The organism is Asanoa ishikariensis, assembly GCF_900107455.1.
In the GTDB taxonomy this organism is placed as follows: domain Bacteria; phylum Actinomycetota; class Actinomycetes; order Mycobacteriales; family Micromonosporaceae; genus Asanoa; species Asanoa ishikariensis.
Genome location: NZ_FNQB01000005.1, coordinates 171,764 through 193,538 on the forward strand (window position 1 = coordinate 171,764; position 21,775 = coordinate 193,538).

General features: G+C 71.2%; 22 protein-coding genes. 18 read left to right on the plus strand and 4 right to left on the minus strand.

The annotated features are described in order from the left end of the window. Window positions 1-25: 25 nt before the first annotated feature. Genes BLV39_RS37735 through BLV39_RS37745 form a run of 3 tightly spaced genes read right to left on the minus strand, consistent with a single transcriptional unit; the run spans window position 26 to window position 2,712 of the window. Entirely contained in the window at window positions 26-463 is a 438-nt protein-coding gene (locus tag BLV39_RS37735; protein ID WP_090803290.1) for a nitroreductase family deazaflavin-dependent oxidoreductase, read from the minus strand. 9 nt (window positions 464-472) lie between these two features. Beyond that, on the minus strand, window positions 473-1,585 hold the full coding sequence (locus tag BLV39_RS37740; RefSeq protein WP_204082963.1) for a protein kinase family protein: 1,113 nt from the start codon (window positions 1,583-1,585) through the stop codon (window positions 473-475). Further along, window positions 1,549-2,712 carry a monooxygenase gene (locus tag BLV39_RS37745; RefSeq protein WP_090803292.1) on the minus strand — a complete coding sequence of 388 codons (1,164 nt, stop codon included), beginning with the start codon at window positions 2,710-2,712 and terminating at the stop codon, window positions 1,549-1,551. The genes BLV39_RS37740 and BLV39_RS37745 overlap by 37 nt, the downstream gene beginning before the upstream one ends. A gap of 111 nt (window positions 2,713-2,823) precedes the next feature. Here BLV39_RS37745 and BLV39_RS37750 point away from each other — a divergent pair, with 111 nt between their 5' ends. Then, window positions 2,824-3,333 carry a sigma-70 family RNA polymerase sigma factor gene (locus BLV39_RS37750; RefSeq protein WP_090803294.1) on the plus strand — a complete coding sequence of 170 codons (510 nt, stop codon included), beginning with the start codon at window positions 2,824-2,826 and terminating at the stop codon, window positions 3,331-3,333. After that, complete coding sequence (locus tag BLV39_RS43390) at window positions 3,326-4,180, plus strand: hypothetical protein (protein WP_090803297.1); 855 nt, start codon at window positions 3,326-3,328, stop codon at window positions 4,178-4,180. The genes BLV39_RS37750 and BLV39_RS43390 overlap by 8 nt, the downstream gene beginning before the upstream one ends. 6 nt (window positions 4,181-4,186) lie before the next feature. On the opposite strand, the gene BLV39_RS37760 is transcribed toward BLV39_RS43390, so the two are convergent. Further along, window positions 4,187-4,567, minus strand: coding sequence for a VOC family protein (locus BLV39_RS37760; protein WP_090804055.1), 381 nt, complete (start codon window positions 4,565-4,567; stop codon window positions 4,187-4,189). 96 nt (window positions 4,568-4,663) lie between these two features. Here BLV39_RS37760 and BLV39_RS37765 point away from each other — a divergent pair, with 96 nt between their 5' ends. From BLV39_RS37765 to BLV39_RS37840, 16 genes are all read left to right on the plus strand, one after another. Continuing rightward, entirely contained in the window at window positions 4,664-5,125 is a 462-nt protein-coding gene (locus BLV39_RS37765) for a response regulator (RefSeq protein ID WP_090803299.1), read from the plus strand. Window positions 5,126-6,058: 933 nt separating this feature from the next. Further along, window positions 6,059-7,090, plus strand: a complete 1,032-nt coding sequence (locus BLV39_RS37770; protein WP_239084025.1) for a D-2-hydroxyacid dehydrogenase — start codon at window positions 6,059-6,061, stop codon at window positions 7,088-7,090. Window position 7,091: 1 nt separating this feature from the next. Continuing rightward, a complete protein-coding gene (locus tag BLV39_RS37775) occupies window positions 7,092-8,000 on the plus strand; it encodes a dihydrodipicolinate synthase family protein (RefSeq protein WP_090803300.1) in 909 nt (302 codons plus the stop codon). Further along, on the plus strand, window positions 7,997-8,770 hold the full coding sequence (locus BLV39_RS37780; protein WP_090803303.1) for an SDR family oxidoreductase: 774 nt from the start codon (window positions 7,997-7,999) through the stop codon (window positions 8,768-8,770). Before BLV39_RS37775 ends, BLV39_RS37780 begins: the two co-directional genes overlap by 4 nt. After that, entirely contained in the window at window positions 8,767-9,930 is a 1,164-nt protein-coding gene (locus BLV39_RS37785; protein WP_176985293.1) for a pyridoxal phosphate-dependent aminotransferase, read from the plus strand. Before BLV39_RS37780 ends, BLV39_RS37785 begins: the two co-directional genes overlap by 4 nt. A 14-nt stretch (window positions 9,931-9,944) precedes the next feature. Further along, window positions 9,945-11,546 carry an ABC transporter substrate-binding protein gene (locus BLV39_RS37790; RefSeq protein WP_090803308.1) on the plus strand — a complete coding sequence of 534 codons (1,602 nt, stop codon included), beginning with the start codon at window positions 9,945-9,947 and terminating at the stop codon, window positions 11,544-11,546. Window positions 11,547-11,634: 88 nt separating this feature from the next. Then, window positions 11,635-12,603, plus strand: a complete 969-nt coding sequence (locus tag BLV39_RS37795) for an ABC transporter ATP-binding protein (protein WP_090803311.1) — start codon at window positions 11,635-11,637, stop codon at window positions 12,601-12,603. After that, window positions 12,600-13,571, plus strand: a complete 972-nt coding sequence (locus BLV39_RS37800; protein ID WP_090803313.1) for an ABC transporter ATP-binding protein — start codon at window positions 12,600-12,602, stop codon at window positions 13,569-13,571. Before BLV39_RS37795 ends, BLV39_RS37800 begins: the two co-directional genes overlap by 4 nt. Next, window positions 13,568-14,470 (plus strand): ABC transporter permease, encoded by a 903-nt coding sequence (locus BLV39_RS37805; RefSeq protein WP_090803316.1) that lies wholly within the window; start codon window positions 13,568-13,570, stop codon window positions 14,468-14,470. Before BLV39_RS37800 ends, BLV39_RS37805 begins: the two co-directional genes overlap by 4 nt. Further along, window positions 14,470-15,396, plus strand: coding sequence for an ABC transporter permease (locus BLV39_RS37810; RefSeq protein ID WP_090803318.1), 927 nt, complete (start codon window positions 14,470-14,472; stop codon window positions 15,394-15,396). The genes BLV39_RS37805 and BLV39_RS37810 overlap by 1 nt, the downstream gene beginning before the upstream one ends. Before the next feature lie 34 nt (window positions 15,397-15,430). Continuing rightward, on the plus strand, window positions 15,431-16,552 hold the full coding sequence (locus BLV39_RS37815) for a Gfo/Idh/MocA family protein (protein WP_090803321.1): 1,122 nt from the start codon (window positions 15,431-15,433) through the stop codon (window positions 16,550-16,552). After that, the gene (locus tag BLV39_RS37820) at window positions 16,549-18,024 is read left to right on the plus strand and encodes a TldD/PmbA family protein (RefSeq protein WP_090803324.1); all 1,476 of its coding nucleotides are present in this window, start codon (window positions 16,549-16,551) and stop codon (window positions 18,022-18,024) included. Before BLV39_RS37815 ends, BLV39_RS37820 begins: the two co-directional genes overlap by 4 nt. Further along, window positions 18,024-19,403: a TldD/PmbA family protein gene (locus BLV39_RS37825; RefSeq protein WP_090803326.1), complete on the plus strand. Its 1,380-nt coding sequence runs from the start codon at window positions 18,024-18,026 to the stop codon at window positions 19,401-19,403. The genes BLV39_RS37820 and BLV39_RS37825 overlap by 1 nt, the downstream gene beginning before the upstream one ends. Further along, window positions 19,403-20,257 (plus strand): DUF4438 family protein, encoded by an 855-nt coding sequence (locus tag BLV39_RS37830; protein WP_239084026.1) that lies wholly within the window; start codon window positions 19,403-19,405, stop codon window positions 20,255-20,257. The genes BLV39_RS37825 and BLV39_RS37830 overlap by 1 nt, the downstream gene beginning before the upstream one ends. After that, complete coding sequence (locus BLV39_RS37835; protein WP_239084027.1) at window positions 20,254-21,078, plus strand: DUF4438 family protein; 825 nt, start codon at window positions 20,254-20,256, stop codon at window positions 21,076-21,078. Before BLV39_RS37830 ends, BLV39_RS37835 begins: the two co-directional genes overlap by 4 nt. Beyond that, entirely contained in the window at window positions 21,075-21,737 is a 663-nt protein-coding gene (locus BLV39_RS37840; protein WP_090803331.1) for a GntR family transcriptional regulator, read from the plus strand. Before BLV39_RS37835 ends, BLV39_RS37840 begins: the two co-directional genes overlap by 4 nt. The last annotated feature ends 38 nt before the right edge of the window (window positions 21,738-21,775 follow it).

Here is a 21,775-nt window from a genome sequence, read left to right on the forward strand (position 1 = left end):
GGTCGCCCTTCGATTCGAAGGGGCCTTACGCCTTCGGGGTCAGCACGAAGATCGGGATCAGCCGGTCGGTCTTCGTCTGGTACTCGTCGTAGTCCGGCCAGGTCGCGGTGGCCCGCTGCCACCAGGCCGCGCGCTCGTCGCCGGTCGCCACGCGGGCCACGTAGTCCTTGCGGACCGCCCCGTCCTGAAGCTCGACGTGCGGGTGGGCGACGAGGTTGTGGTACCAGACGGGGTGGGTCGGCGCGCCACCCTTCGAGGCGACCACCGCGTACTCGCCTTCGTGCTCGACCCGCATCAGGGGCGTCTTGCGGATCTTGCCGCTTTTGGCGCCGACCGAGGTCAGCAGGATGATCGGACGACCACGCAGCGTGTTGCCTTCCGCACCCTCGGTGCTCTCGAACAGCTCGGCCTGCTTGCGGGCCCAATCACTGGGGCTGGGGGCGTACTCACCGCTCAGGGGCACGGTGTCTCCTTAACTGGGGGGTAACCGTGAAGCTACCTCGATTTCCTCCGCGTCGGCCATCGCGCGGGCCGCGTCCGCCGCCGGGTACGGAGTCGTCCGGCTCGTGCCCCACAGGTCCCAGAAGAAGTCGTTGAACACCACCGCGACCGGCGCGTATCGGCTGACCACGGCCGCGAGTGGTGACTCCAGCCCGGCAGGCGCGGCACCGGCGGCGCAGGCCCGGATGTAGTCGTTGCGTGCGACCGGGTCCGGCACCCCGGCGGCGTGCGTGACCAGCCAGTTGACGAGCTGGGCGAGCGTGTAGCAGCGGTCGTGCGTGGCGTGGTGGTCGACGAAATCGCGCTCGTCGGAAGACAGGGCGAACGCCGGCGACGTGGCCAGTCCCAGGTCCGCGAAGTAGAGCCGGCGGCCGTCGGTGAGCACGTTGCCGAAGTGGGCATCGAAATGCAGCAGCCCGTTGGCGTTCATGAAGCCGACGTCGGCGAGCAGCGCCCGGCACACCATGCGAACGGCGGCGGCGAGCGCGTCCGGTCCGGCGGCCAGCCGGTCGTGCAGCCACCCGTGCAGGCTCCACGGCACGTGCTCCTGGAACAGCACGATGCTCGTCGTGGCCGTCGCACGGGCCCGCAGCCGGTGGCCGACTCCCGGTGCGCCGCCCCAGTAGGCGACGGCGGCCGCGACATCGGCATGCTCCGCGGGCGGCGATGCGGCACCGGGCAGCACCCGCCAGTGATGCAGCAGCGGGAACGCCGCGGTCCGTCCGGCCAGCACCCAGCCGGTCGCCAGTTGGTTGGCGGCCAGCTCGCGCCAGGCGCCGAAGCCTGGGCTGCCGATCTCGCCGACGCCGTACTGGCAGAACGGCGGAAGGTCGAACAGGTTCGCGGTGGACAACGCGTTGGCCCGTTCGAGGTCGCTGAGCGGGATCCGTTTGACGAACACCGCCGCGCCGGCGACGTCGAGGCTGGCCACCTCGCCGCCGATCCCCGTGCCGATCGCGTGGGCCGACGCCACCCGGTGCGCGAGCTCGTCGTCGGTGAGCCGGGCCAACGCCGCCGAGACGGCCTCGTGGCGGGCGATGCGTGCGGTCAGGATGCCCGCGCCTCGATCACGATGGCCAGGCACATCTCGTCGGCCGTGCCCTCGCCCCAGACCACGTAGCGGGGCGGGAGCTTGCGCAGCGCGGGCAGCTTCTGTCGCAGGCCCGCGTCGTGGGTGCAGGTCACGCGGTACGTGTCGCCGGGTTTGACCGTGACCCCCTCGCCGACCGGGCGGATGGCCTGGTCGTCGAAGTCGAACGCGGGCATGTCGAGCAGGGTGCGGGCGCCCGGCGTGCCGGGGTTGAGCTCGACCTTGATCGAGCGACCCAGCAGGTGCATGTGGCCGCCGATCCCGTAAAGCGTGGCGGTCCGGAAGACCCGGCGCGTGCAGGACTGCGTCGGCCCGGGCTCGGGGGCGCCGCCGCAGAGTCGGGCGAGGCCGTCCACGGTCTGGCCGGCCTGGTCGCCGAACCGGCGCACCACGTCGGCGACCGCGCGGTCCCGGTCGCAGAGCGGGCCCTTCTCGCCGGCGGCGCAGGGCAGCTCGATGGGGGCGGGCAGCAGCGTGGTGTGCAGCGGAGTCAGCTTGCCGCCGGCCAGCCGCAGGCGAATGCCGGACCGGTCGGCCCCGCCGGGTGCGCCGCCGGTGGCCAGCAGGCTGTAGTGGATCTGCATGACCAGCAGGCTGCCCGGGCTCAGCTCGAAGCCGACGCCGGTCGGGAAGATGGTCTCGCCGACGCCGGGCGCCCAACTCGCCACCCACGCGGGGTCGTCGCCGATGCCGGCATCGCCGAAACACTGCCAGCCGTCGCCGTCGGTGGCCGCGTCGTGTGCGCGTACCCGATCGGCGTCCTCCGCCGGGATCTGGAAGAAGATCGCGTGGTGCACGATGTCGCGGTTTTCGGGCCGGAACTGGCTGCCGGTCAGGTACGCGGTCTCGGTGAGCTTCGGGTCGACCACAAAGCACCGATATTCGTCGGCGTCGTCACCGGGCGGGTCCGGAGTGAACGGTCGCGCGAGTCCGGTGTCGACGAACCGCTCGCCGCCGCGCAACGGCTGCGCCCTCGGCGGGGGTGACGCGCTGTGGCCGCCGTGCGGAGCCGCGGTCTCTGTGGGCGCGGGCGCCGCGGCCTCGGGCGCGTTGGAGCCGCAGGCCGCGAGGCCGAGCGCGCAAATGGTCAGGACCGCGACGAAACCCAGACGTCGGGACATGCGCACCAATGTATCCCTAATCGCCCGGTCGGTGTGACCGGCTTCGCCTCGGGTGCAACCTAGTTCGACCGTGGGCCGTAAGAAGGGGGACACACAGGGAAGAGGCGGCCGGTGCGCGACGCGCCCAGTTTCGACGAGTTCTACCGGGCGACCGCGGCCCGGACGCTGCGGTATGCGGTGGTCGTCGTGGGAGATCACGGCGAGGCCCAGGACGCGGTGCAGGAGGCGTACGCGCGGGCCTGGCGCCGTTGGGAGACGGTGGCCGACCATCCGGCCCCCGAAGCGTGGGTGCGCCTGGTGATCAGCCGGCTGGCCACCGACCGCTGGCGGCGGCTCGGCGGGCTGGCCGGGGCGCTGCGCCGCAGCGGACCACCGCCGACCGCACCGCCGCCGAGCGAGAACACCGTCGTGCTGGTCGCCGCGCTGCGCGACCTGCCGGCCAACCACCGCCGGGCGCTGGCCCTGCACTACCTCTGCGACCTGTCCGTCGAGCAGATCTCGGCCGAGACGGGCGCCGGGACGAACACCGTGAAGTCGTGGCTGGCGCGCGGCCGGGAACGGCTCGCCGCGGTGCTCACCGAAACCGACACCGACACGGACCTGGGGGTACGTGATGCGTGACCTCGAGAGCCGATTCGCCGAGTTCGCGGGCGACGTGGACGCACGAGGCCTGACCGACGCGGCCGACCTGCGCCGAGGCGCGGACCGCCGGGCCCGGCGCCGGATGGCGGTGCTCGTGTCGGCCGGCGTGGTCGTGGTCGCCGCCGCGGGTGCGGGCGTGTTCCGCGGGGCCACGGCGCCGCCGGACCCGATCGTCCCACCGCCGGTGACCCCCACGCCGAGCTTCTCGCCGAGCCCGACGCCCGGCCCGTCCCGGACGTCCGCGCCGCCGACCTCGCCCAGCGTGAGCTCGGTGCCGCCGACGATCACCAGCATTCCGGGCCGGGCGTTCTTCGCGATCCCGAGTGAACGGCGCACGGTGCACGCGGCCGTCAACAAGCCGGCGGATTTCCCGGTCACCAAGTTCTGCGCCGACCCGCTCGCCGACGATTCGACCGTCACCGCCCGTCGGGTGCGGGAGAGCTACTACCAGTCGCCGTCCCAGGTCGACGACAACGCGATCGAGGGGGTCGTCGTCCAGGCGATCTCGGCGTACGGGCCGGGCAGAGCCGCCAAGGCCATGGACCGGCTGCGGTCGGAGCTGAACGGCTGCGACTCGTACGAGTCGGAAGGAATCACGTACACGCTGGAGACCCTGAACCCACCGGACGACGGCGACGAGGCGATCCTCGTGGAGCGGCGCAGCGAGTGGAGCCAGGGCAATGACTCGGACTATCTCCTGGCCATCCGGGTCGGCGACATCGTCACGGTGGTCAGCGACAGCGTGTTCGAGATCGGCGAGGCGGACCCGGACGACGTACGCCTCTTCGGCGGGCTGGCGGTGGAGACGATCGAAGACTGGCGCTGAGTTCTTTCAGGGCTCGTGGAAGGGCTCGGGCTCGGCGGCAATGCGCTTGGCCATCAGGCAGAACTCGTTGCCCTCGGGGTCTTCGAGGACCACCCAAGAGCCGCCGGCCTGGATGGGGGAGCGGCGGGCGCCGAGGGCGAGCAGCCGGTCCAGCTCCTGGGCCTGGTCGCCGTCGGTAGGGCAGACATCGAAGTGCAGGCGGTTCTTCGCTGACTTGACCTCGGGTACGCGGATGAACAGGATGTCGGGGCTGACGGTCGCGCCGCGGATCGCCACGCCGGTCTCGTCCCGGGCGAAGATCCGATAGCCGAGCACGCCAGACCAGAAGGCGGCGAGCAGTTCCGGGTCCGCGCAGTCGATCACAATGTCGCCAACCCGGCTGGTCATGCGCGGCAGCCTAGTGATGACCTTCGGGTCGTGCCACCATGGCCGTATCGGCTCGGCCGTCATCATCGCGCACCACCGATCGAAGGGCCGAGAGCCATGGCCAGTGACCAGTCATTACTCCAGGTGCTCGTGGTCGAGGACGACCTCGGCGACCTCGCACTGGTGGAGAACGCCTTCGCGGACCACAGCGTCTCCAGCACGCTGCACCACGTGGCCGACGGAGCCGACGCCTTGGCGTTCCTGCGGCGGGAGAACGGGTTCGCGGATGCGCCGCGCCCGGACCTGATCCTGCTCGACCTCAACATGCCGCGGGTAGACGGCCGGCAGGTACTGGACCAGATCAAACACGACGACGACCTGAGGTCCATCCCGGCGATCGTCTTCACGACGTCCGCGGCGACCCCGGACATAGTGGCCAGCTACCGCTCACACGCGAACGCATACGTCACAAAGCCCATAGACCTCGACGACTTCGACCGCGTGGTCTCCGAGATCCGCAACTTCTTCGGCCACACAGCGTCCCTGCCACACCGGGAGACCGACAGCCCGTCGTCGTAGCCCTTGGTCCCTGACCTGCCGACCGTCGCGGCCCGCGAGAGGCCAAGACGCGGCGGGTGGCTGGCGGTTGGTGGTCAGTAGACCGAACTGTCGCCCCCATGATCATGTGTCGTGTGTCTGGGGGAACGGGCGTGTCGGGCATGATCGAGTGTGCATGGTCGGGTCGACGCGCCGTGCGAGAACTCGACCAGCGACACATGATCATGCGCGGGTGTCCTCAGCTTGTCGCTCGGCTGCACTTGATCATGGGCCGATCCTCGCGAGCAGTCGCGGTGTCACGGCACACCCCTGTCGGGGCCGCCGGCGGCGCGTCGCAAATGACCCAACCGCCGCCGGCACAGGGCCCATAGATATTCATGAGCCGGCAGCCCTGCCGCCCGCGCCGGATCACACCGCCGCGATGCGCGCCCGCTCTAGAGCTGTTCGCTCGGGGTTGGCGTGCGGCTCAGTTCTGACTGCCTGGTGTCGGTCGGGTGGCTCGCTGGCCGGTCCCAGGAGTTGTTCGACCGGTTCGTCGTGCGGCTCGACCCTGACCGCTCGGCGTCGGCTCGGGTCGGTCGCCGGCAGGCGATACCGCCGCGAAGTCCGGCTCGACCCGACCGCCCGGTTTCGATCGGGCGGATTGCCCTCCGGCGACACCCCCGGAGACCGGTGAGGACCCTTCGCCGGGCGGCGTACATGGTCTGGCATGTGCGTACATCCCGGAGCATGTATTTCGCCCGGGCAAACCGCGGCTCGGGCCACCGCCGGACGGCGCCGGGACGTTCGTCTCGGCTTGGTTAGCTCGGCGGGACGGGGCCCTGGGTGGGCGTCCTTTCCCGCCTGAGTGACCGTTTTGCATGACATACAGGTGAAATTTTTCTTGCCTGGCGGGCAAGAAAAGTGTCGCCTACCGATTGTCGACAGTCGGCGGTGACCATTACGGTCCTGATCATGTCCGCGCGGCTTGGCGTTCTGATCGCCACCTACCTCGAACCCGATCTGGTCCAACGCATCGCTGATGTGGATCCGAGGATCGACGTCAGCTACGAGCCGGAGATCGTTCCGGTTCCGCGCTACGTCTGCGACCACGTCGGCACTCCGCGCCAGCTCACCTCGGCTCAGCAGGACCGCTGGGAGCGGGCCCTTGCCGGCGCCGATGTGTCGTTCGACTTCGACTGGCAGGCGCCTGCCGACCTGGCGACGCGGGCGCCGGGGCTGCGGTGGGTTCAGGCGACCAGCGCCGGCATCGGGGGCTTCGTCCAGCGCACCGGGCTCGACCGCACCGGCCTGACGTTCACCACCGCGGCCGGGATCCACGCCGTCCCCCTCGCCGAGTTCGCGGTGCTGGGGGCTCTGCACTTCGTCAAGGGTGTTCCGCACCTGCGGGCGCAGCAGGCCGCGCACCACTGGCAGCGCTACACCACCAGCCGGCTGGCCGGCCGCACCGTCACCGTCGTCGGGCTTGGGGGGATCGGCCGGCAGGTGGTGGCCAGCTTCGCCGCGCTCGGCACCCGGGTGCTCGCGGTCGGGCGTCCGGGTCGGGACTACGAGGTCGACGCCGCCGCAGGTGTGCACACGACCGACGAGCTCGACGACCTGCTGCGCTGGACCGACGTGCTGGTGCTGTGCACGCCGTTGACCGCGCAGACCGACGGGCTGCTGTCGGCCGAGCGGATCGCCAAGCTCAAGCCCGGCGCGATCGTCGTCAACATCGGCCGGGGGCAGCTCGTCGACGAGACCGCCCTCGTAAAGGCGCTGCGCGGCGGCGCGCTGGCCGGTGCCGCGCTCGATGTGTTCGGCACCGAGCCGCTGCCGGCTGAATCGCCCTTGTGGGACCTCGACAACGTGCTCGTCTCGCCGCACTCGGCGTCCACCGTGGACACCGAGAACGCGGCGATCACCGACCTGTTCTGCGACAACCTGCGCCGTTACCTCGACGGCCGCGAGCTACGCAACGTCTACCAGCGGGAGTTGGGCTACTGACATGACGGACCTGACCGGTACCTGGTACATCAGCCCCACGCCGTTCACCGGCGACGGTGCTGTCGACCCGGACAGCCTGCGGCGGATCGTCGACGCCGCGTCCTCCTGGGGCGCCGACGGCATCACCATCCTCGGTGTGATGGGTGAGGTCGCCGACCTCACCTCGGCCGAGCGCGAGACGGTGCTGTCCACCGTCGCGACCGCGGCGGCCGGGCGGATTCCGTTCGCTGTCGGCTGTTCGGCGCCGGCCGCCGCGGTGGTTCGCGCCAACGTCGCGCGGGCCGTCGACGCGGGTGCCAGCGCGGTGATGGTCGCCGCGCCGACGTTGCTCAGGGACACCGACCAGATCGCCGCCTTCTACACCGCCGCCGTCGGCACCAGCCCGATTCCGGTGATCGTCCAGGACGAGCCCGCCGCGACCGGTGTGACCATGCCGGTCTCCGCGCTGCTGGCCGCGCTGGACGCCGCGCACAGCACCGTGGTCAAGCTCGAGGACCCGCCGACGCCGCCGAAGATCGGGCGGTTGTTGGCCCAGCGGCCTGGGTTGACCGTGTTCGGCGGGCTCGGTGGTGTCAGCGCCTACTCGGAACTGCGCCGGGGTGCGGCCGGGACGATGACCGGGTTCGCGTACCCGGAGATCCTCAAGGCCATTCGGCTGGCGTTCGAAGCTGGCGACACCGCGCGGGCCGCGGCGCTCAACGACCGGTTCCTGCCCTACCTCGTCTTCGAGGGCCAGGTGCGGGTCGGGCTCGGCATCCGCAAGGAGGTGCTGCGCCGGCGCGGCGTGCTGGCCACGGCCCGGACCCGCGCGCTGAACCCCCTGCCGGACCCGGCGACCCTCGCGGAGCTCGACGACGTGCTTGCCCGCGTCGGCCTCACGCCCGGCATCGAGCCCTTGGAGTTGCAGTGAGCACCGCTCTCGTTGGGGGCGCGAGCGCTGGTCTCGGAGCGGCGATCGCGAACCGGCTCGCTGCTCACGGTAACGATCTGCTGCTCTGGTCTCGGAGTGCCGAACGGCTCGCACCGATGGCGGCCAAGATCCGGCAGGAGTACGGCGTCACCGTGCACACCGTCGCCGCGGACGCGGCCGACCCGGACGCCGCCGCCACCGTGGCCCGGAAAGCCCAAGAGCTCTTCGAGAGCGTCGACATCCTCGTGCTCAACGCCGGCGGCCCGCCGCCGGCCACGGCCGACAAGACCGACGCCGACGGCTGGCGCGCCGCGCTTCAACTGCTCACGATCACCCCGATCGACCTCGCCACCCGGCTGCTGCCCGGGATGCGCGAGCGCGGGCACGGCCGGATCATCGCGGTGCTCTCCTCGGGGGTACGCGAGCCGCTGCCACACCTGACCTACTCCAACAGCGGCCGGGCCGCCCTGGCCGCCTGGATCAAGACGCTTGGCCGCGAGGTCGCCCAAGACGGCGTCACCGTCAACGGTGTCGTGCCGGGCCGGATCGACACCGACCGGGTCGCGCAGCTCGATGCCGCCGCTGCCAAGCGGACCGGCACCGACCCCGCCAGTGTCAAAGCGGCCAGCATCGCCACGATCCCGGCCGGGCGGTACGGACGGCCGGAGGAGTTCGCCGCCCTCGTCGGCTTCCTCGCCGGCCCCGAGTCCTCCTACGTGACCGCCAGCCTGCTCGCCTGCGACGGCGGCCTCATGCGGAGCCTGCCGTGAACAGGATTTCGAAGCAGGTCCGTGACACGCCCGCGTCCGGCATCCGGGCGCTCGCCAACGCCGCCTGGGCGCACCCGGGCGCGGTACACCTCGAGTTCGGTGAGCCGGACTTCGCCACGCCGGCCCACATCGTCGAGGCGGCGGACGTAGCGGCACGCGCCGGGCACACCCGTTACGGGCCGAGTGCCGGGCTGCCCGCCCTGCGTGAAGCGGTCGTCGCGAAACTGGCCCGCGACAACGGCCTGACCGCGACGATGAACAACGTCGTCGTCACGGCCGGCGGCGTCGGCGCACTGACCGCCGCCTACAAGGTGCTCCTGGAACCGGGCGACGACATCCTCGTGCCCGACCCGGGCTGGACCAACTTCACCACCATCGCCACGATGCTCGGTGCCACCGCCAAGGGCTACCGGCTGATCGAAGAAGACAACTTCGGGCCCGACTACGACCATCTCGCGTCGCTGGTCGGCCCGCGCACCAAGGCGATCCTGGTCAACTCACCGGCGAACCCGGTGGGCTACCAGTGGACCGCCGGCCAGCTCGCCGAACTGGGCGCCTGGGCCAACGAGCACGGGCTGTGCGTCATCTCCGACGAGTGCTACGACCAGCTCTGGCTCGACGAGCCGGCCACCACCTTCACCGTCGCCGCACCGGAGACCCCGGCAGTCACGGTGTTCTCCCTGTCCAAGAGTTATGCGATGACCGGGTGGCGGCTCGGCTACGCGGTGACCGGCGGACCCGGTGCCGACCAGCTCGGCGCCGGCCTCGCGCGGGTGCAGGAGGCGACCGCCTCCTGCGTCAGCACACCGACCCAGCACGCCGGGATCGCCGCGCTGTCCGGCCCGCAGGACGCTGTCGCCGAGATGCGTGTGGCGTACCGGGAACGCCGCGACGTCGCCGTCGAACGCGCGGCCGCCCTCGGGCTCAAAGCCGCTCGCCCCGCCGGCGCCTTCTACCTCTGGCTCACTGATCACTCCATAACCGACAGTGCTGGGTTCGCCCTGGACCTGTTGCGTGACCAGGGTGTCGCACTCGCACCCGGTATCGCTTTCGGCGCGGCGGGCGAGTCCCGCATGCGCCTTTCACTGGCCGCCCGGCCCGAGGACATCGACCTCGGACTGTCCGAACTGGCCGCTGCCCTCAACGTCCGTCCCACATAAGAGATGGAGCGCACATGAAGTCCACACCCCTCCGGCCCCTTCTCGGCGCGCTGCTCGCCGGCACCCTCGCGGTCACCGCCGCCTGTGCCGGAAACAGCACGCCGACCGACACCGGCGCCGCCGCCGGCAGCTCGACCGAGCCGCGCTTCGGCGAGACGATGACCGTCGCGTACAAGAGCGACCCGAAGACCTTCGACCCGGCGGTGTGCTACGACGCCACCTGCTGGAACAACATGCGGATGATGTACGACCGGCTGTTCGACTACGTGGGCGACACCATGGAGATCGAGCCGCAGGCCGCGCAGGACATGCCGCAGGTGAGCCAGGACGGGCTCACCTACACCGTGAAGCTGCGCGCCGGCATGACGTTCAGCGACGGCAAGCCCGTCACCGCCGCCGACGTCGTCTACTCGTACACCCGGATCCTCGACCCGGCCACGAAGTCCCCGGTGGCCAGCTTCTGGACCGGCATCAAGGGCGGGGCCGCCGGGATCACCGCGGTCGACGACAGCACCGTGCAGATCGTGCTGACCGCGCCGAACAGCGCCTTCAAGTACGTGTTGGCGATGCCGCACGCGTCGATCATCGAGAAGGACTCGGCGAGCAAGCCGATCGGCTCGGGCCCGTTCGTGCTCGACCACTTCACCCCCGGCTCCGAGATCGTGGTCAACCGCAACGCCAAGTACTGGGACGCGCCGAAGCCCTATGTGGACAAGGTCGTCGAGAAACTCGGCGTCGACCCGCACGTGCAGCTCCTCGAGCTTCAGAAGGGTCAGATCGACCTGATGGGCGACCCGATCCCGGCCGCCGACTACCTGAAGGTCAGCACCGACGCGTCGCTCAAGGCGCAGACGAAGACGATCGTCAAGCCGTCGACGTACTACGTCACGATGAACACGAAGATGAAGCCCTTCGACAACCCGAAGGTGCGCGAGGCCGTCTCGTACGCGTTCGACCGCAACTTCCTGCTCAAGCTCGTCGCGGGCCAGGGCGAGGTGGCCAACGAGTACCTGCCCAAGGGTGTCACCGGCTACACCTCCGAGAAGCTGGTGCACGACCAGGACATCGCGAAGGCCAAGCAGCTCCTGACCGAGGCCGGCTACCCCAACGGTTTCGAGACCACGATGTACTCGTGGAACACCGACCCGTGGACCGCGCTGCTGCCCCAGCTCCAGCAGGACCTGGGCAAGATCGGCATCAAGGTCGACGCCCAGCCGATCCAGCAGAGCGCCTTCTTCGAGCTGGCCGCGACGCCCAACAAGGCGCCGATGACGCTGACCTTCTGGGTGGCCGACTACCCGGACGGAAGTGACTTCTACCAGGCGCTGCTGTCCTGCGCCTCGGCCGTGCCGGGCGCGCAGAACTACCCGTTCTACTGCAACAAGGACGTCGACGACCTGGTCAACAAGGCGCTCGCCGCTTCCACTGTGGACGAGGCGAACACCATCTACGCCGAGGCGACCAAGAAGATGCTCGCCGACAACCCGGTGGTGCCGCTCTACTACGGCTCCAAGACCGAGGTGTTCGGCAAGACCGTCGGCGGCTACCACTCGCAGCCGATCTGGGGCTGGGACATGACCAACTACTGGAAGACCAACGGCAAGAGCAGCCGCTGACCTTCCGAGGCGATGCGGCCGCGCCGCCAACCCCCTTCCGCGGCGCGGTCGCATCGCCACCCACCCCCTTCGAACCCCGAGGATCTCGATGACAGCCATCCTCGAAGTCGACGACCTCACCGTCGACTTCAGCCGGACCACCGCGGTCCGTGGCGTCTCCCTGCGTGTGGAGGCGGGCGAGCGGGTCGGCATCGTCGGCGAGTCCGGCTCCGGCAAGTCGGTCACCGCGCAGGCGGTGATGCGGCTGCTGCCGCCGACCGCCACCGTCGGCGGCCGGATCCGGTTCGCCGGGCAGGACGTGCTGGGTTTCGACCCGGCCCGGCTGGCCGCCTGGCGCGGCGCCGACATCGCCATGGTCTTCCAGGACCCGATGTCGAGCCTCAACCCGCTGCTGCGGGTCGGCACGCAGCTCACCGAAGGACTGCGTCGGCACCGTGGCCTCGGTAAGGCGGCGGCCCGCGCGGAGGCGGTGCGGCTGCTGCGGACGGTCGGCATCGACGACGCCGAGCGCCGGCTCGACGACTACCCGCACGCGTTCAGCGGCGGGATGCGCCAGCGGGTCTGCATCGCCATCGCCGCGGCCTGCACGCCCAAGCTCATCATCGCCGATGAGCCCACCACCGCCCTCGACGTCACCGTGCAGGCCCAGGTGCTCGACCTGCTCGACGAGCTTACCGAGCGGCACGACACCGCGACCGTCCTGGTCAGCCACGACCTCGGCGTCATCTCCAGCTTCTGCGACCGGATCATGGTGATGTACGCCGGCCAGGTCGTCGAGGCCGGCCCGACCGACGACATCGTGGCCGCGCCCGCGCACCCGTACACCCGGGCGCTGCTCGACTCGATCCCACGCCTCGACGGCGACCTGCCGCGCCGGCTCCCGACGGTGCCCGGCTCGCCGCCCTTCGGCAACGTGCCCACCGGCTCGTGCGCGTTCGCCGACCGCTGCCCGCACGCCCAGGACCGCTGCCGGACCGAGGCTCCAACGATGGCGCCGGTCGGCCCCAACACCACTGCCGCGTGCCACTTCCCGCTCACCGAGGGGGCAAGAACATGACCGTCGTCGAAGTGCACGACCTGACAGTGCGCTACCCCCGCCGAGGCACTCTCCGGCGCACCCAGTTGACGGCCGTCGACGCGGTGAGCTTCACCATCGAGGCCGGCCGCACGCTCGGGCTGGCCGGCGAGTCCGGCTCCGGCAAGAGCAGCGTCGCGCGCGCCCTGATGCGGGTGCACGACCCCGCCGCCGGCTCCGTGCGGGTGGCCGACCGCGAGGTGACCACGCTGCGCGGCGGAGCCCTGCGGAAGTTCCGCGCGCACATGCAGATGGTCTTCCAGGACCCGTACGACTCGCTCAACCCCCGGCTGACCGTGGGCGACAACGTGGCCGAGGCGCTGACCGCGGCCGGCATTCCCCGCCCGGCCCAGGTGGCACGCACCCGCGAGCTGTTCGAACGGGTCGGGTTGCCGGCCGCGTTCACGGGCCGCTACCCGCACCAGCTCTCCGGGGGCCAGCGGCAGCGGGTCTCCATCGCCCGCGCGCTCGCCGTCGGCCCGCAGGTGCTGGTCTGCGACGAGGCGGTGTCCGCATTGGACGTCTCGGTGCGAGCCCAGATCCTCAATCTGCTCAAGGACCTCCAGGAGGCCGACGGGCTGGCGTACCTGTTCATCTCGCACGACATGTCGACGCTGCGGTTCATCGCCGACGACGTCGCGATCATGTACCAGGGCCGGATCGTCGAGCTCGGCACCTCCGCCGAGGTGTTCGCCAACCCGCGCCACCCGTACACCCGGGCCCTGCTCGCGGCCATCCCGCAGCCCGGCGCCGGCCGCCGCCACCGCCGGGGCGTCGTCCGCGGCGAGGCACCACCCGCCGACGCCGAGCTCACCGGCTGTGCCTTCGCACCCCGCTGCCCGCTGGCCACGGAGATCTGCCGGACCGAACGCCCGCCGCTGGAAGCCGACGCCGCCGGGCACCGGGCCGCCTGCCACCACGCCGACCAGACCGAGGGGAGCCCAGCATGACTGCCCCACCGATCGCCGAAGCCGTGCCGCTCGCGGCGCCGACCGGCCTTCGACGAGCGCTCGGCAGCCTGCGGCACGACCTGCCCGCGCTGATCTCGATCCTGGTCCTGGTGCTGCTGGCCCTCGCCGCGATCTTCGCCCCGCTGCTGGCGTCACACCCGCCGCTCCAGACGTACCAGGAAGGCCTTGCCGCCAACGGCGCCCCGATCGGCCCCGGGCACGGCTTCCCGCTCGGCACCGACCCCAACGGCCGAGACGTATTGGCCCGGCTGCTCTACGGAGCAAGGGTGTCGCTGACCATCGGCATCCTGGCCAACGGTCTGGCCACGGTGTTCGGTGTGCTCGTCGGGCTCACCGCCGGCTATCTCGGCGGCTGGGTCGAGACGATCCTGATGCGGCTGACCGACGTCGTGATGTCGTTCCCGATCCTGCTGTTCTGCATCGCGCTGATCTCGGTCACCGGGCCCAGCGAGCGCAACGTGGTGATCGTCATCGCGCTCATCTACTGGACCACCCTCGCCCGGATCATCCGCAGCCAGGTGCTGTCCCTGCGCGAGCGGGAGTTCGTGGTCGCCGCCCGCACGATGGGCCTGTCGCACTGGCGCATCATGCGCAAGCACCTGTTCCCGCATCTAGTCCCGACCATCATCGTGTACGCCACCCTCGGCGTCGCGTCGTCGATCCTGATCGAGGCGTCGCTGTCGTTCCTCGGTGTCGGCGTGCCGGTGCCCACCCCGTCCTGGGGCCAGATGATCGAGCAGGGCAAGGAGTATTTCCAGATCGCGCCGTGGCTGCTGTTCGCTCCCGGCGTCTGCCTGATCGTCACCGTGCTCGCCTTCAACCTCGCCGGTGACTGGCTGCGCGACCTCCTCGACCCGACCGCACCGGAGCGCCGCTGATGACCCGGTTCCTGCTGCGCCGCATCCCGCAGGCGGTCATCGTCCTGTTCGGAGTGGTGACTCTCGCCTTCGTCCTGACCCACGTGGTGCCCGGCGACCCGGCCCGGCTGATCGCCGGCCCGAACGCCAGCGTCGACACCGTGGCGTCGATCCACCACCAGCTCGGCCTGGACCGCTCGATCGGCTATCAGTACTGGCGCTACCTGGTCGGGCTCTTCCACGGCGACCTGGGCACCAGCTACGCGCTCCAGGACACTCCGGTCGCGTCGGCGATCCTGCGTGCCCTGCCGATCAGCGCCGCGCTGGCCGTCCTCGGCGTGCTCTGGGAGGCGCTGCTGGGCATCCCGGTCGGGATCCTGGCCGCGTACCGGCCGGGCAAGCTCGCCGACCGGGTCACCACGCTGGCCACCCTGGTCGGCCTGTCCGCTCCGCCGTTCTGGGTCGGCCTCCTGCTGCTCTACGTGCTGGCGTTCAAGTTCAACCTGTTCCCGCTGTCCGGCTACGCGGCGCCGTACATCAACTACCTGATCCTGCCCAGCTTCACCCTCGGCCTCGGCGGAGCGGCCTGGTACGCCCGGCTCACCCGCACCAACATGCTGGAGGCGCTGCGCAGCCCGTACGTGCAGATGGCCCGGGCCAAGGGGATGCCCGAGCGGGTCGTGCTGCTGCGGCACTGCCTGCGCAACGTGCTCAGCCCGCTGCTGACGATGCTCGGCATGGACCTGGGCTACTTCCTCGGCGGCGTCGTGGTCATCGAGTCGGTCTTCGGCCTGCCCGGCGCGGGCAAGCTCACCTTCGACGCCATCGGCACGCTGGACGTCCCCATGATCACCGGCGCTGTGCTGTTCGCCGCCTTCTTCATCGTCGTCATGAACCTCCTCGTCGACCTCGCCTACGCGCTGGTCGACCCCCGGGTGCGTCGTTAGACCGCCCCGGAAACGCAAACGGAAAGGAAACACCATGAGTGACAAGCTGCGCGTGGCTGTGGCCGGTGCCGGCCGCTGGGCCCAGCGGGCCCACATCCCGGGCTGGCAACGCGATCCGCGCGTCGAGGTGGTCGCGCTCGCCGACACCGACCCGGCCATGCTGGCCGAGGCGGGGGAGCGCTTCGGCGTCAAGCGGCTGGTCACCGACTACCGCGAGCTGCTCGACGACCCGGACATCGACGTCGTCGACGTGGCCACCGCCAACCGGGTCCACTACGAGATCTCCGCGGCGGCGCTCGAGGCGGGCAAGCACGTGCTGTGCGAGAAGCCGGTGCACCATGACAACCGTGAGACTCGCGCGCTGGCCGAGCTCGCCCGCGGCAAGGGCCTGAAGACCAAGCTGGGCTTCACGTTCCGGTACGCGCCGGCCGTTCAGTACGCCAAGAGCCTGATCGACGCGGGCTTCGTCGGCACGCCCTACATCTTCAACGGGTACGAGCAGAACAGCCAGTGGATCGACCCGGCCACCCCGATGCGGCAGGTCGACCCGAACGCCGACCCGGCCGTGCTGACCACCTCGTCCATCGAGGGCTACGGCGCGCCGATCATCGACATCATGCACTGGTGGAGCGGCGGCAACCTGAGCTCCGTCGTCGGCACCATGCGCAACTTCGTGCCCGAGCGGATGGTCCGCGACACCGGCCTGGTGCAGCGCCTCAACATCGACGACGGCGACATGTGGATCGGCGAGTTCGACAACGGCGTGCTGGCCTCGATCCAGTCGTCGTACGTGACCGTCGGCAACTTCCCTGGCATCGAGGCGCGCATCTTCGGCTCGGAAGGCGCCATCATCGTCCGACTGGTCGAGGAGTTCGGCATCTGCCAGACCATCAAGACGGCCACCAAGGGCTCCGTCGAGTTCGTCGAGCGGGAGATCCCGCAGGAGTTCTTCCCGGCCGGCGGCCACAGCCGCGAGGACTGGGACTTCCTGTTCTACTCCAACCTCTGCGCCGACTTCACCACCGAGATCCTCTCGGGCAGCGACGTCAACCAGGGCGACTTCGCGCAGGGCGCGCTGGTGCAGGAGACCATCAACGCCTTCGAGAAGTCGTTCCGGGACCGGGCGTGGGTGTCGTTCCCGCTGGAGTCCGCATGAGCTCCCACGATTGGGGCGCGCTCTCCGACGATGCCGCCGCTCGCGCCATCCTCGACTCCGCTCTGGACACTGTGGATGGCCGGGTCGAGTACGCCGACGCCCGGCTGATCGAGTGCGAGGAGCTGCGGTCGTACGCCCAGCTCGGCGCGGACCCCGACGAGCGGATCGAGCAGAACATCGGCATCGGCGTACGGGTGCTCGTCGACGGCCAGTGGGGCTTCGCCGCCCGGCCGCTCGCCGCGCACGCCGACGCCGCGACCGCCGCCCGTTCGGCACTCGCCTCGGCGGTCGCGTTGGCCGGCAGCGGCCGGCGGGTGTCGTTGCCGCCGCGCGAGGCGGTCAGCGGCCGCTACGAGACCGAAGCCGGCCAGGATCCGTTCACCGTCGACACCGCTACCCGGCACGACCTGCTGGCCGCGTGGCTGGGTGCCGCGAGCGCGCCGGCCGAGGTGGCGGCCGCGCAGGCCGGCGTCAACGCCAAGCGCCAGCATCGGCATTTCGCCAGCACCGAGGGCTCGCGCCAGCACCAGCATCTGCTGGAGACCGGCGCGATGCTGATGGTGACCGCGGCCGGGCACGGCGACGTGCAGCGGCGCAGCTACCCCAACTCGTTCCACGGCAACACCGCGGCCGCCGGGTGGGAGTACCTGGCGGGCCTGGCGATGCGCGAGAACGCGGCCCGGGTCGGCGAGGAGGCGGTCGCACTGCTGACCGCGCCGCTCGCGCCGCGCGGCCACGCCGACGTGGTGATCGGCGCACAGCAGGTGTCGCTGCAGATCCACGAGTCGGCCGGGCACGCGCTGGAGCTCGACCGGATCCTCGGCGACGAGGCCAACTACGCCGGCACGTCGTTCATCACGGCCGGCGACGTCGGCTCGCTGCGCTACGGCTCGGACGCCGTCACCATCGCCTCCGACCCGACCGTGCCCGGCACCCGCGGCAGCTTCGCCTTCGACGACGAGGGCACCCCGGCCCGCCGCGCCGCACTGATCGACCGGGGCATCGTCCGCAACACGCTGTCCACGCGGGACTCCGCCGCCCGGTCGGGTCTGGCGCTGACCGGGGCCGCCCGCTCGGACGGCTGGGCGTACCTGCCCGTGTGCTTCTCGACCCACGTCTACCTGGAGCCCGGCGACGGCGGCAGCCTCGACGAGCTGCTCGACCGGATGGGCGACGGCTACTACATCGACGACAACCGGAGCTGGTCGATCGACAACCAGCGCCTCAACTTCCAGTTCGGCACCGAGGTGGCGTACGAGGTTCGCGGTGGCCGGCGCGGCCGGCTGCTGAAGAACTTCTCCTACGGCGGCGTCACGCCCCAGTTCTGGGGTTCGGTGGAGGCCGTCGCCGGTCCCGAGGAGTTCCGCGCGTTCGGCTACCCGTGCGGCAAGGGCGAGCCCAAGCAGTGGGGCTTCCTCAGCCACGGCGCCTCCCCGATGTTGGTGCGCGACCTGCGGATCGGAGTGGCCTGATGACCTCGTTCGCCCCACCCGTGGCACCGGACGGCCTGCTGGCGCAGCTCGCGTCCGCAGCGGCCGCACCGAATGCCGACGCGGTCGAGATCACCCTGCTCGGCCGGGCCGGCGAGTACACGCGGTTCGCCGGCGGCCGCGTGCACCAGCCGCAGGACATCCTCGAGACGCAGTTCTCCGTGCGGGCCGTCGTCGACGGGCACGCCGCCCGGGCGGCGACGGGCACACTGTCGGGTTTGGACCAGGCCGTCGCGCGGGCCACGGCTGCGGCCCGCGCGTTGGCGGACCGGGCGCGAGGGAAAGCCGGTTCGGCTACTGTCGCGATGCCGGCCGTCGCGCCCGAGGTGGTGCTCTGGCACGACGACACCGCGGCCTTCGACGGTGGCGCCCGCGCGACCGCCGCCGGCCGGACGATGCGGGCCGCGGCGGACGCCGGTGGCGGCGCCGCCGGCATGTTCGGCCGCGCGCTGACCCAGATCGCCGTGGTGAACTCGGCCGGCGTGGCCCACCACGCGCTGGCCACCGAGGCCCTCGGCACGCTGACCGCGACCGTGGCCGACGGCACCTCGCACTGGATCGACCTGCACCGGTCGGCCGGAGCCCTCGACCTGGCCGCCAGCGTCGACCGGACGATCGCCGAGGCGGTCGCCGGCCAGGGCCGCCGGCCTGTGCCCGACGGCCGGCACACCGTCGTGCTCGGCCCGCAGGCGGCCGGCGAGCTGCTCACCTTCCTCGAGGACGCCGGCTTCTCCGGCGAGCTCGCGGCCGCGCACGTCGGGCTGGTCGCCCAGCGAGCAGGCCAAAAGGTGGCCAGCTCGTTGGTGACCGTCGCCGACGACGCCACCGCCACGATCGGCCTGCCCATCGGGTTCGACATGGAAGGCACGCCGAAGCGCCGGGTGCCGCTGCTGACCGCCGGCGTCGTCGGCGAGGCCGTCACCAACCTGGCCACGGCCGCCGCGCTCGGGACCCGGTCGACCGGGCACGCGCACATCGCCCGCGAGGAGGTGCCGACGCCCGTCGCCGCCAACATGGTGATGGACGCCGGCGACGCCACCGAGGCGGAGCTGATCGCGGGCGTCGAACGCGGCATCTACGTGCAGCGGTTCTGGTACACCCGGCTGGTCGACCGGGTCACCGCGACCATCACCGGGGTCAGCCGCGACGGCTGCTTCCTGATCGAGGACGGCCGGCTGACCGCGCCGGTCGCCGGTGCCCGGTTCACCCACTCGGTCCTCGACTTCCTCGGCACCGTCGACGGGGTCGGATCGGCCCGCCGGTCGCAGCCGGTGATGAACGTCTGGAACGGCGCCGTCACCGCGCCCGCCTTGCGCGGGCACGGGTTCCGGTTCGGCGCCGCGACCGTGGAGGAGTCCTGATGGCTGTCCGCAGCAATGCCGACCGGCTGGTCACCCAGATCCTGACCGGCGAGGTGTGGCCGGCCCTGGCGGATCGGCACGGCTACCGGGTCGACGCCGACGGGACGCCGTTCCTGCTGCCCGGCATGGGCGGGGTGACCCTGGGCGTGCACCCCGGTGACCCGGCCACCGGCTACGCCGCCGACCACCTGGAGCCGGGCCTGTCGGTCCGGCACCGGGACGGCGACGCCAACATGGCCCTGCAGTTCCTGTCCTGCGTCGGCAACACCGTGACGGTGCGCACCGGCCCGGCCGCGGGCGCGCAGGGCAAGGTCATCGGACAGCACGCGTACGTCCTGGTCGACCTGGCCGAGGAGGAGCTGGCCCAGGTCAGCACCGGCGACCAGGTGACCGTGGCGGCCCGTGGCCAGGGCCTGCGACTGCTGGACCACCCGGACGTGGTGGCCAAGAACCTCGACCCGGGGCTGCTCGACCGGCTGCCGGTGCGGACCCGCGCCGACGGGCGGTTGGAGATCGGCGTCGCGGCCAGGGTCCCAGCCATCGCGGTCGGAGCGGGCGCGGGCATGGTGTCCGAGTTCGCGAACACCGATCTGATGGGCGCGTACGCCGGCCAGGGTGACGATCTGTCGCTGGGCCTGGAATCGCTGCGCATCGGCGACCTGGTGGTGCTCGAGGACAGCGACCACCGTTTCGGCCGGGGTTTCCGCCCCGGCTATCTGACGATTGGCGTGATCAGCACCGGCCACTGCCGGCTGTTCGGCCACGGACCCGGGCCGAGCACCATCCTGTCCGGCCCGGCCGACGCGTTCCACGTCGTCGACGACCCCGACGCGTGCCTGGGAGGCCTGCTGTGACTGTCGCGGTGAACCTGACCGGGGTGGTGGAGACACCCACCATGCCCGGCTCGCCCTACCTCGTCGACGCCGACGGCCACCCGTACGTGCCGGTCGGCGACGGCGGCGTGGTGCTCGGCGTACACGTGGGCGACGGGGTCTTCGACGTCGACGGCGACCACGTCGCGCCCGGCGTCACCCTCGCCCACCCGGACCAGGCGGCCCGGCACGCGCTGACCGCGTTCGCCTGCTTCGGCAACCGGGCGCTGGTCCGCTCCGGCGGCGCGGCCGGCGCCGAGGGCTTCGTGCTCGGCAAGCGCGGCGAGGCCGGCCGGGTCATCGTGGTCTTCCACGACGACGTGCTGGCTCGATTGGCACCCGGCGACAGTGTCGTGGTCCGGGGCGACGGCCAGGGTGCGTCGCTGCCCGGGGTGTCGGTGCTCAACGTCGACCCGGCGGCCCTGCACCTGCTGCCGTTGACTGTCGGCGACGGCAACGTGTCGGCGACGGTCCGGGCGGTGTTCCCGTCCTCGTACGCCGGGAACGGGATCGGTCGTCCCGCGCAGATGTGGGACATCGACCTCCAGGTGACCCCGGCGTTGGCGCCAGGACTGCGGCTCGGCGACCTGGTCGCGGTCGACGACCTGGACGTGCGGCACAACGCCGGCTACCGGCGCGGCTACCGCACGATCGGCCTGATCGTCCACGGCGCCAGCCCGTTGCCCGGGCATGGACCCGGCCTGATGCCGATCCTGTGCGCTCCCGCGGAGAACTTGCCGGTCACCATCACGACCGATGCCTTGCCCATGCTCCGCCCCGACGACCTAAACTGCCGCCCATGACCGATCCGACAGCTGTCCTGCACAGGTCCCTGCCGGAGAGCGTCTATCTGCTGTTGCGCCGGCGCATTCTGAACAACGAGTTCCAGGCCGGGCAACGGCTCATCGAGGCCTCCATCGCAGAGGAGCTCGGCGTCAGCCGGTCCACGGTCCGTGAGGCGCTGCGCCAGCTCTCCGTCGAGGGGCTCGTCGACATCTCGCCGCGCCGGCACAGCGTGGTCACCCGGATGGCGTACGAGGACATCCGCGACGCCTGCTACGCCCGGTTCGTGCTGGAGGCCGGCGCCGCCCGCAGCATCAGCGAGCGCACCGGCCTGATCGTGGCGATGAAGAAGGTCGTCGCCGGCATGGCCGAGGCGGCGGAGTCCGGCGATGTGGCGCGCATGATCGACCTGGACACCGAGTTCCACGGCTGCATCATCGACGCCTCCGGCCGGCACCGCCTCGGTTCGCTGTGGCGGATGCTGGACGCCCAGATGGGCGCGCTGATGCGGTCGTCGATCGACCGGCAGCACATCGCGCTGGACGAGGCGGTCCGGCGGCACCAGCTCATCGTCGACGTGTTCGGCGCGGGCACCATGGACGAGATCGTCGCGGCCATGGAGGAGCACTACCTGGGCACGGTCGACGGCATGGCGGAGGCGGGCGTACTCAGCCAGTAACAACCGTTTTGGCTCGGTGGGGCAGCAGGGTCGCTGAC

Bases quoted from the DNA above. Each gene is read 5' to 3' on its own strand.
- BLV39_RS43390 (WP_090803297.1), top strand. From the start codon at position 3,326: ATGCGTGACCTCGAGAGCCGATTCGCCGAGTTCGCGGGCGACGTGGAC.
- BLV39_RS37800 (WP_090803313.1), top strand. From the start codon at position 12,600: ATGACCGTCGTCGAAGTGCACGACCTGACAGTGCGCTACCCCCGCCGA.
- BLV39_RS37765 (WP_090803299.1), top strand. From the start codon at position 4,664: ATGGCCAGTGACCAGTCATTACTCCAGGTGCTCGTGGTCGAGGACGAC.
- BLV39_RS37745 (WP_090803292.1), bottom strand. From the start codon at position 2,712: ATGTCCCGACGTCTGGGTTTCGTCGCGGTCCTGACCATTTGCGCGCTC.
- BLV39_RS37830 (WP_239084026.1), top strand. From the start codon at position 19,403: ATGGCTGTCCGCAGCAATGCCGACCGGCTGGTCACCCAGATCCTGACC.
- BLV39_RS37815 (WP_090803321.1), top strand. From the start codon at position 15,431: ATGAGTGACAAGCTGCGCGTGGCTGTGGCCGGTGCCGGCCGCTGGGCC.
- BLV39_RS37820 (WP_090803324.1), top strand. From the start codon at position 16,549: ATGAGCTCCCACGATTGGGGCGCGCTCTCCGACGATGCCGCCGCTCGC.
- BLV39_RS37770 (WP_239084025.1), top strand. From the start codon at position 6,059: ATGTCCGCGCGGCTTGGCGTTCTGATCGCCACCTACCTCGAACCCGAT.
- BLV39_RS37795 (WP_090803311.1), top strand. From the start codon at position 11,635: ATGACAGCCATCCTCGAAGTCGACGACCTCACCGTCGACTTCAGCCGG.
- BLV39_RS37790 (WP_090803308.1), top strand. From the start codon at position 9,945: ATGAAGTCCACACCCCTCCGGCCCCTTCTCGGCGCGCTGCTCGCCGGC.
- BLV39_RS37805 (WP_090803316.1), top strand. From the start codon at position 13,568: ATGACTGCCCCACCGATCGCCGAAGCCGTGCCGCTCGCGGCGCCGACC.
- BLV39_RS37760 (WP_090804055.1), bottom strand. From the start codon at position 4,567: ATGACCAGCCGGGTTGGCGACATTGTGATCGACTGCGCGGACCCGGAA.
- BLV39_RS37840 (WP_090803331.1), top strand. From the start codon at position 21,075: ATGACCGATCCGACAGCTGTCCTGCACAGGTCCCTGCCGGAGAGCGTC.
- BLV39_RS37810 (WP_090803318.1), top strand. From the start codon at position 14,470: ATGACCCGGTTCCTGCTGCGCCGCATCCCGCAGGCGGTCATCGTCCTG.
- BLV39_RS37775 (WP_090803300.1), top strand. From the start codon at position 7,092: ATGACGGACCTGACCGGTACCTGGTACATCAGCCCCACGCCGTTCACC.
- BLV39_RS37825 (WP_090803326.1), top strand. From the start codon at position 18,024: ATGACCTCGTTCGCCCCACCCGTGGCACCGGACGGCCTGCTGGCGCAG.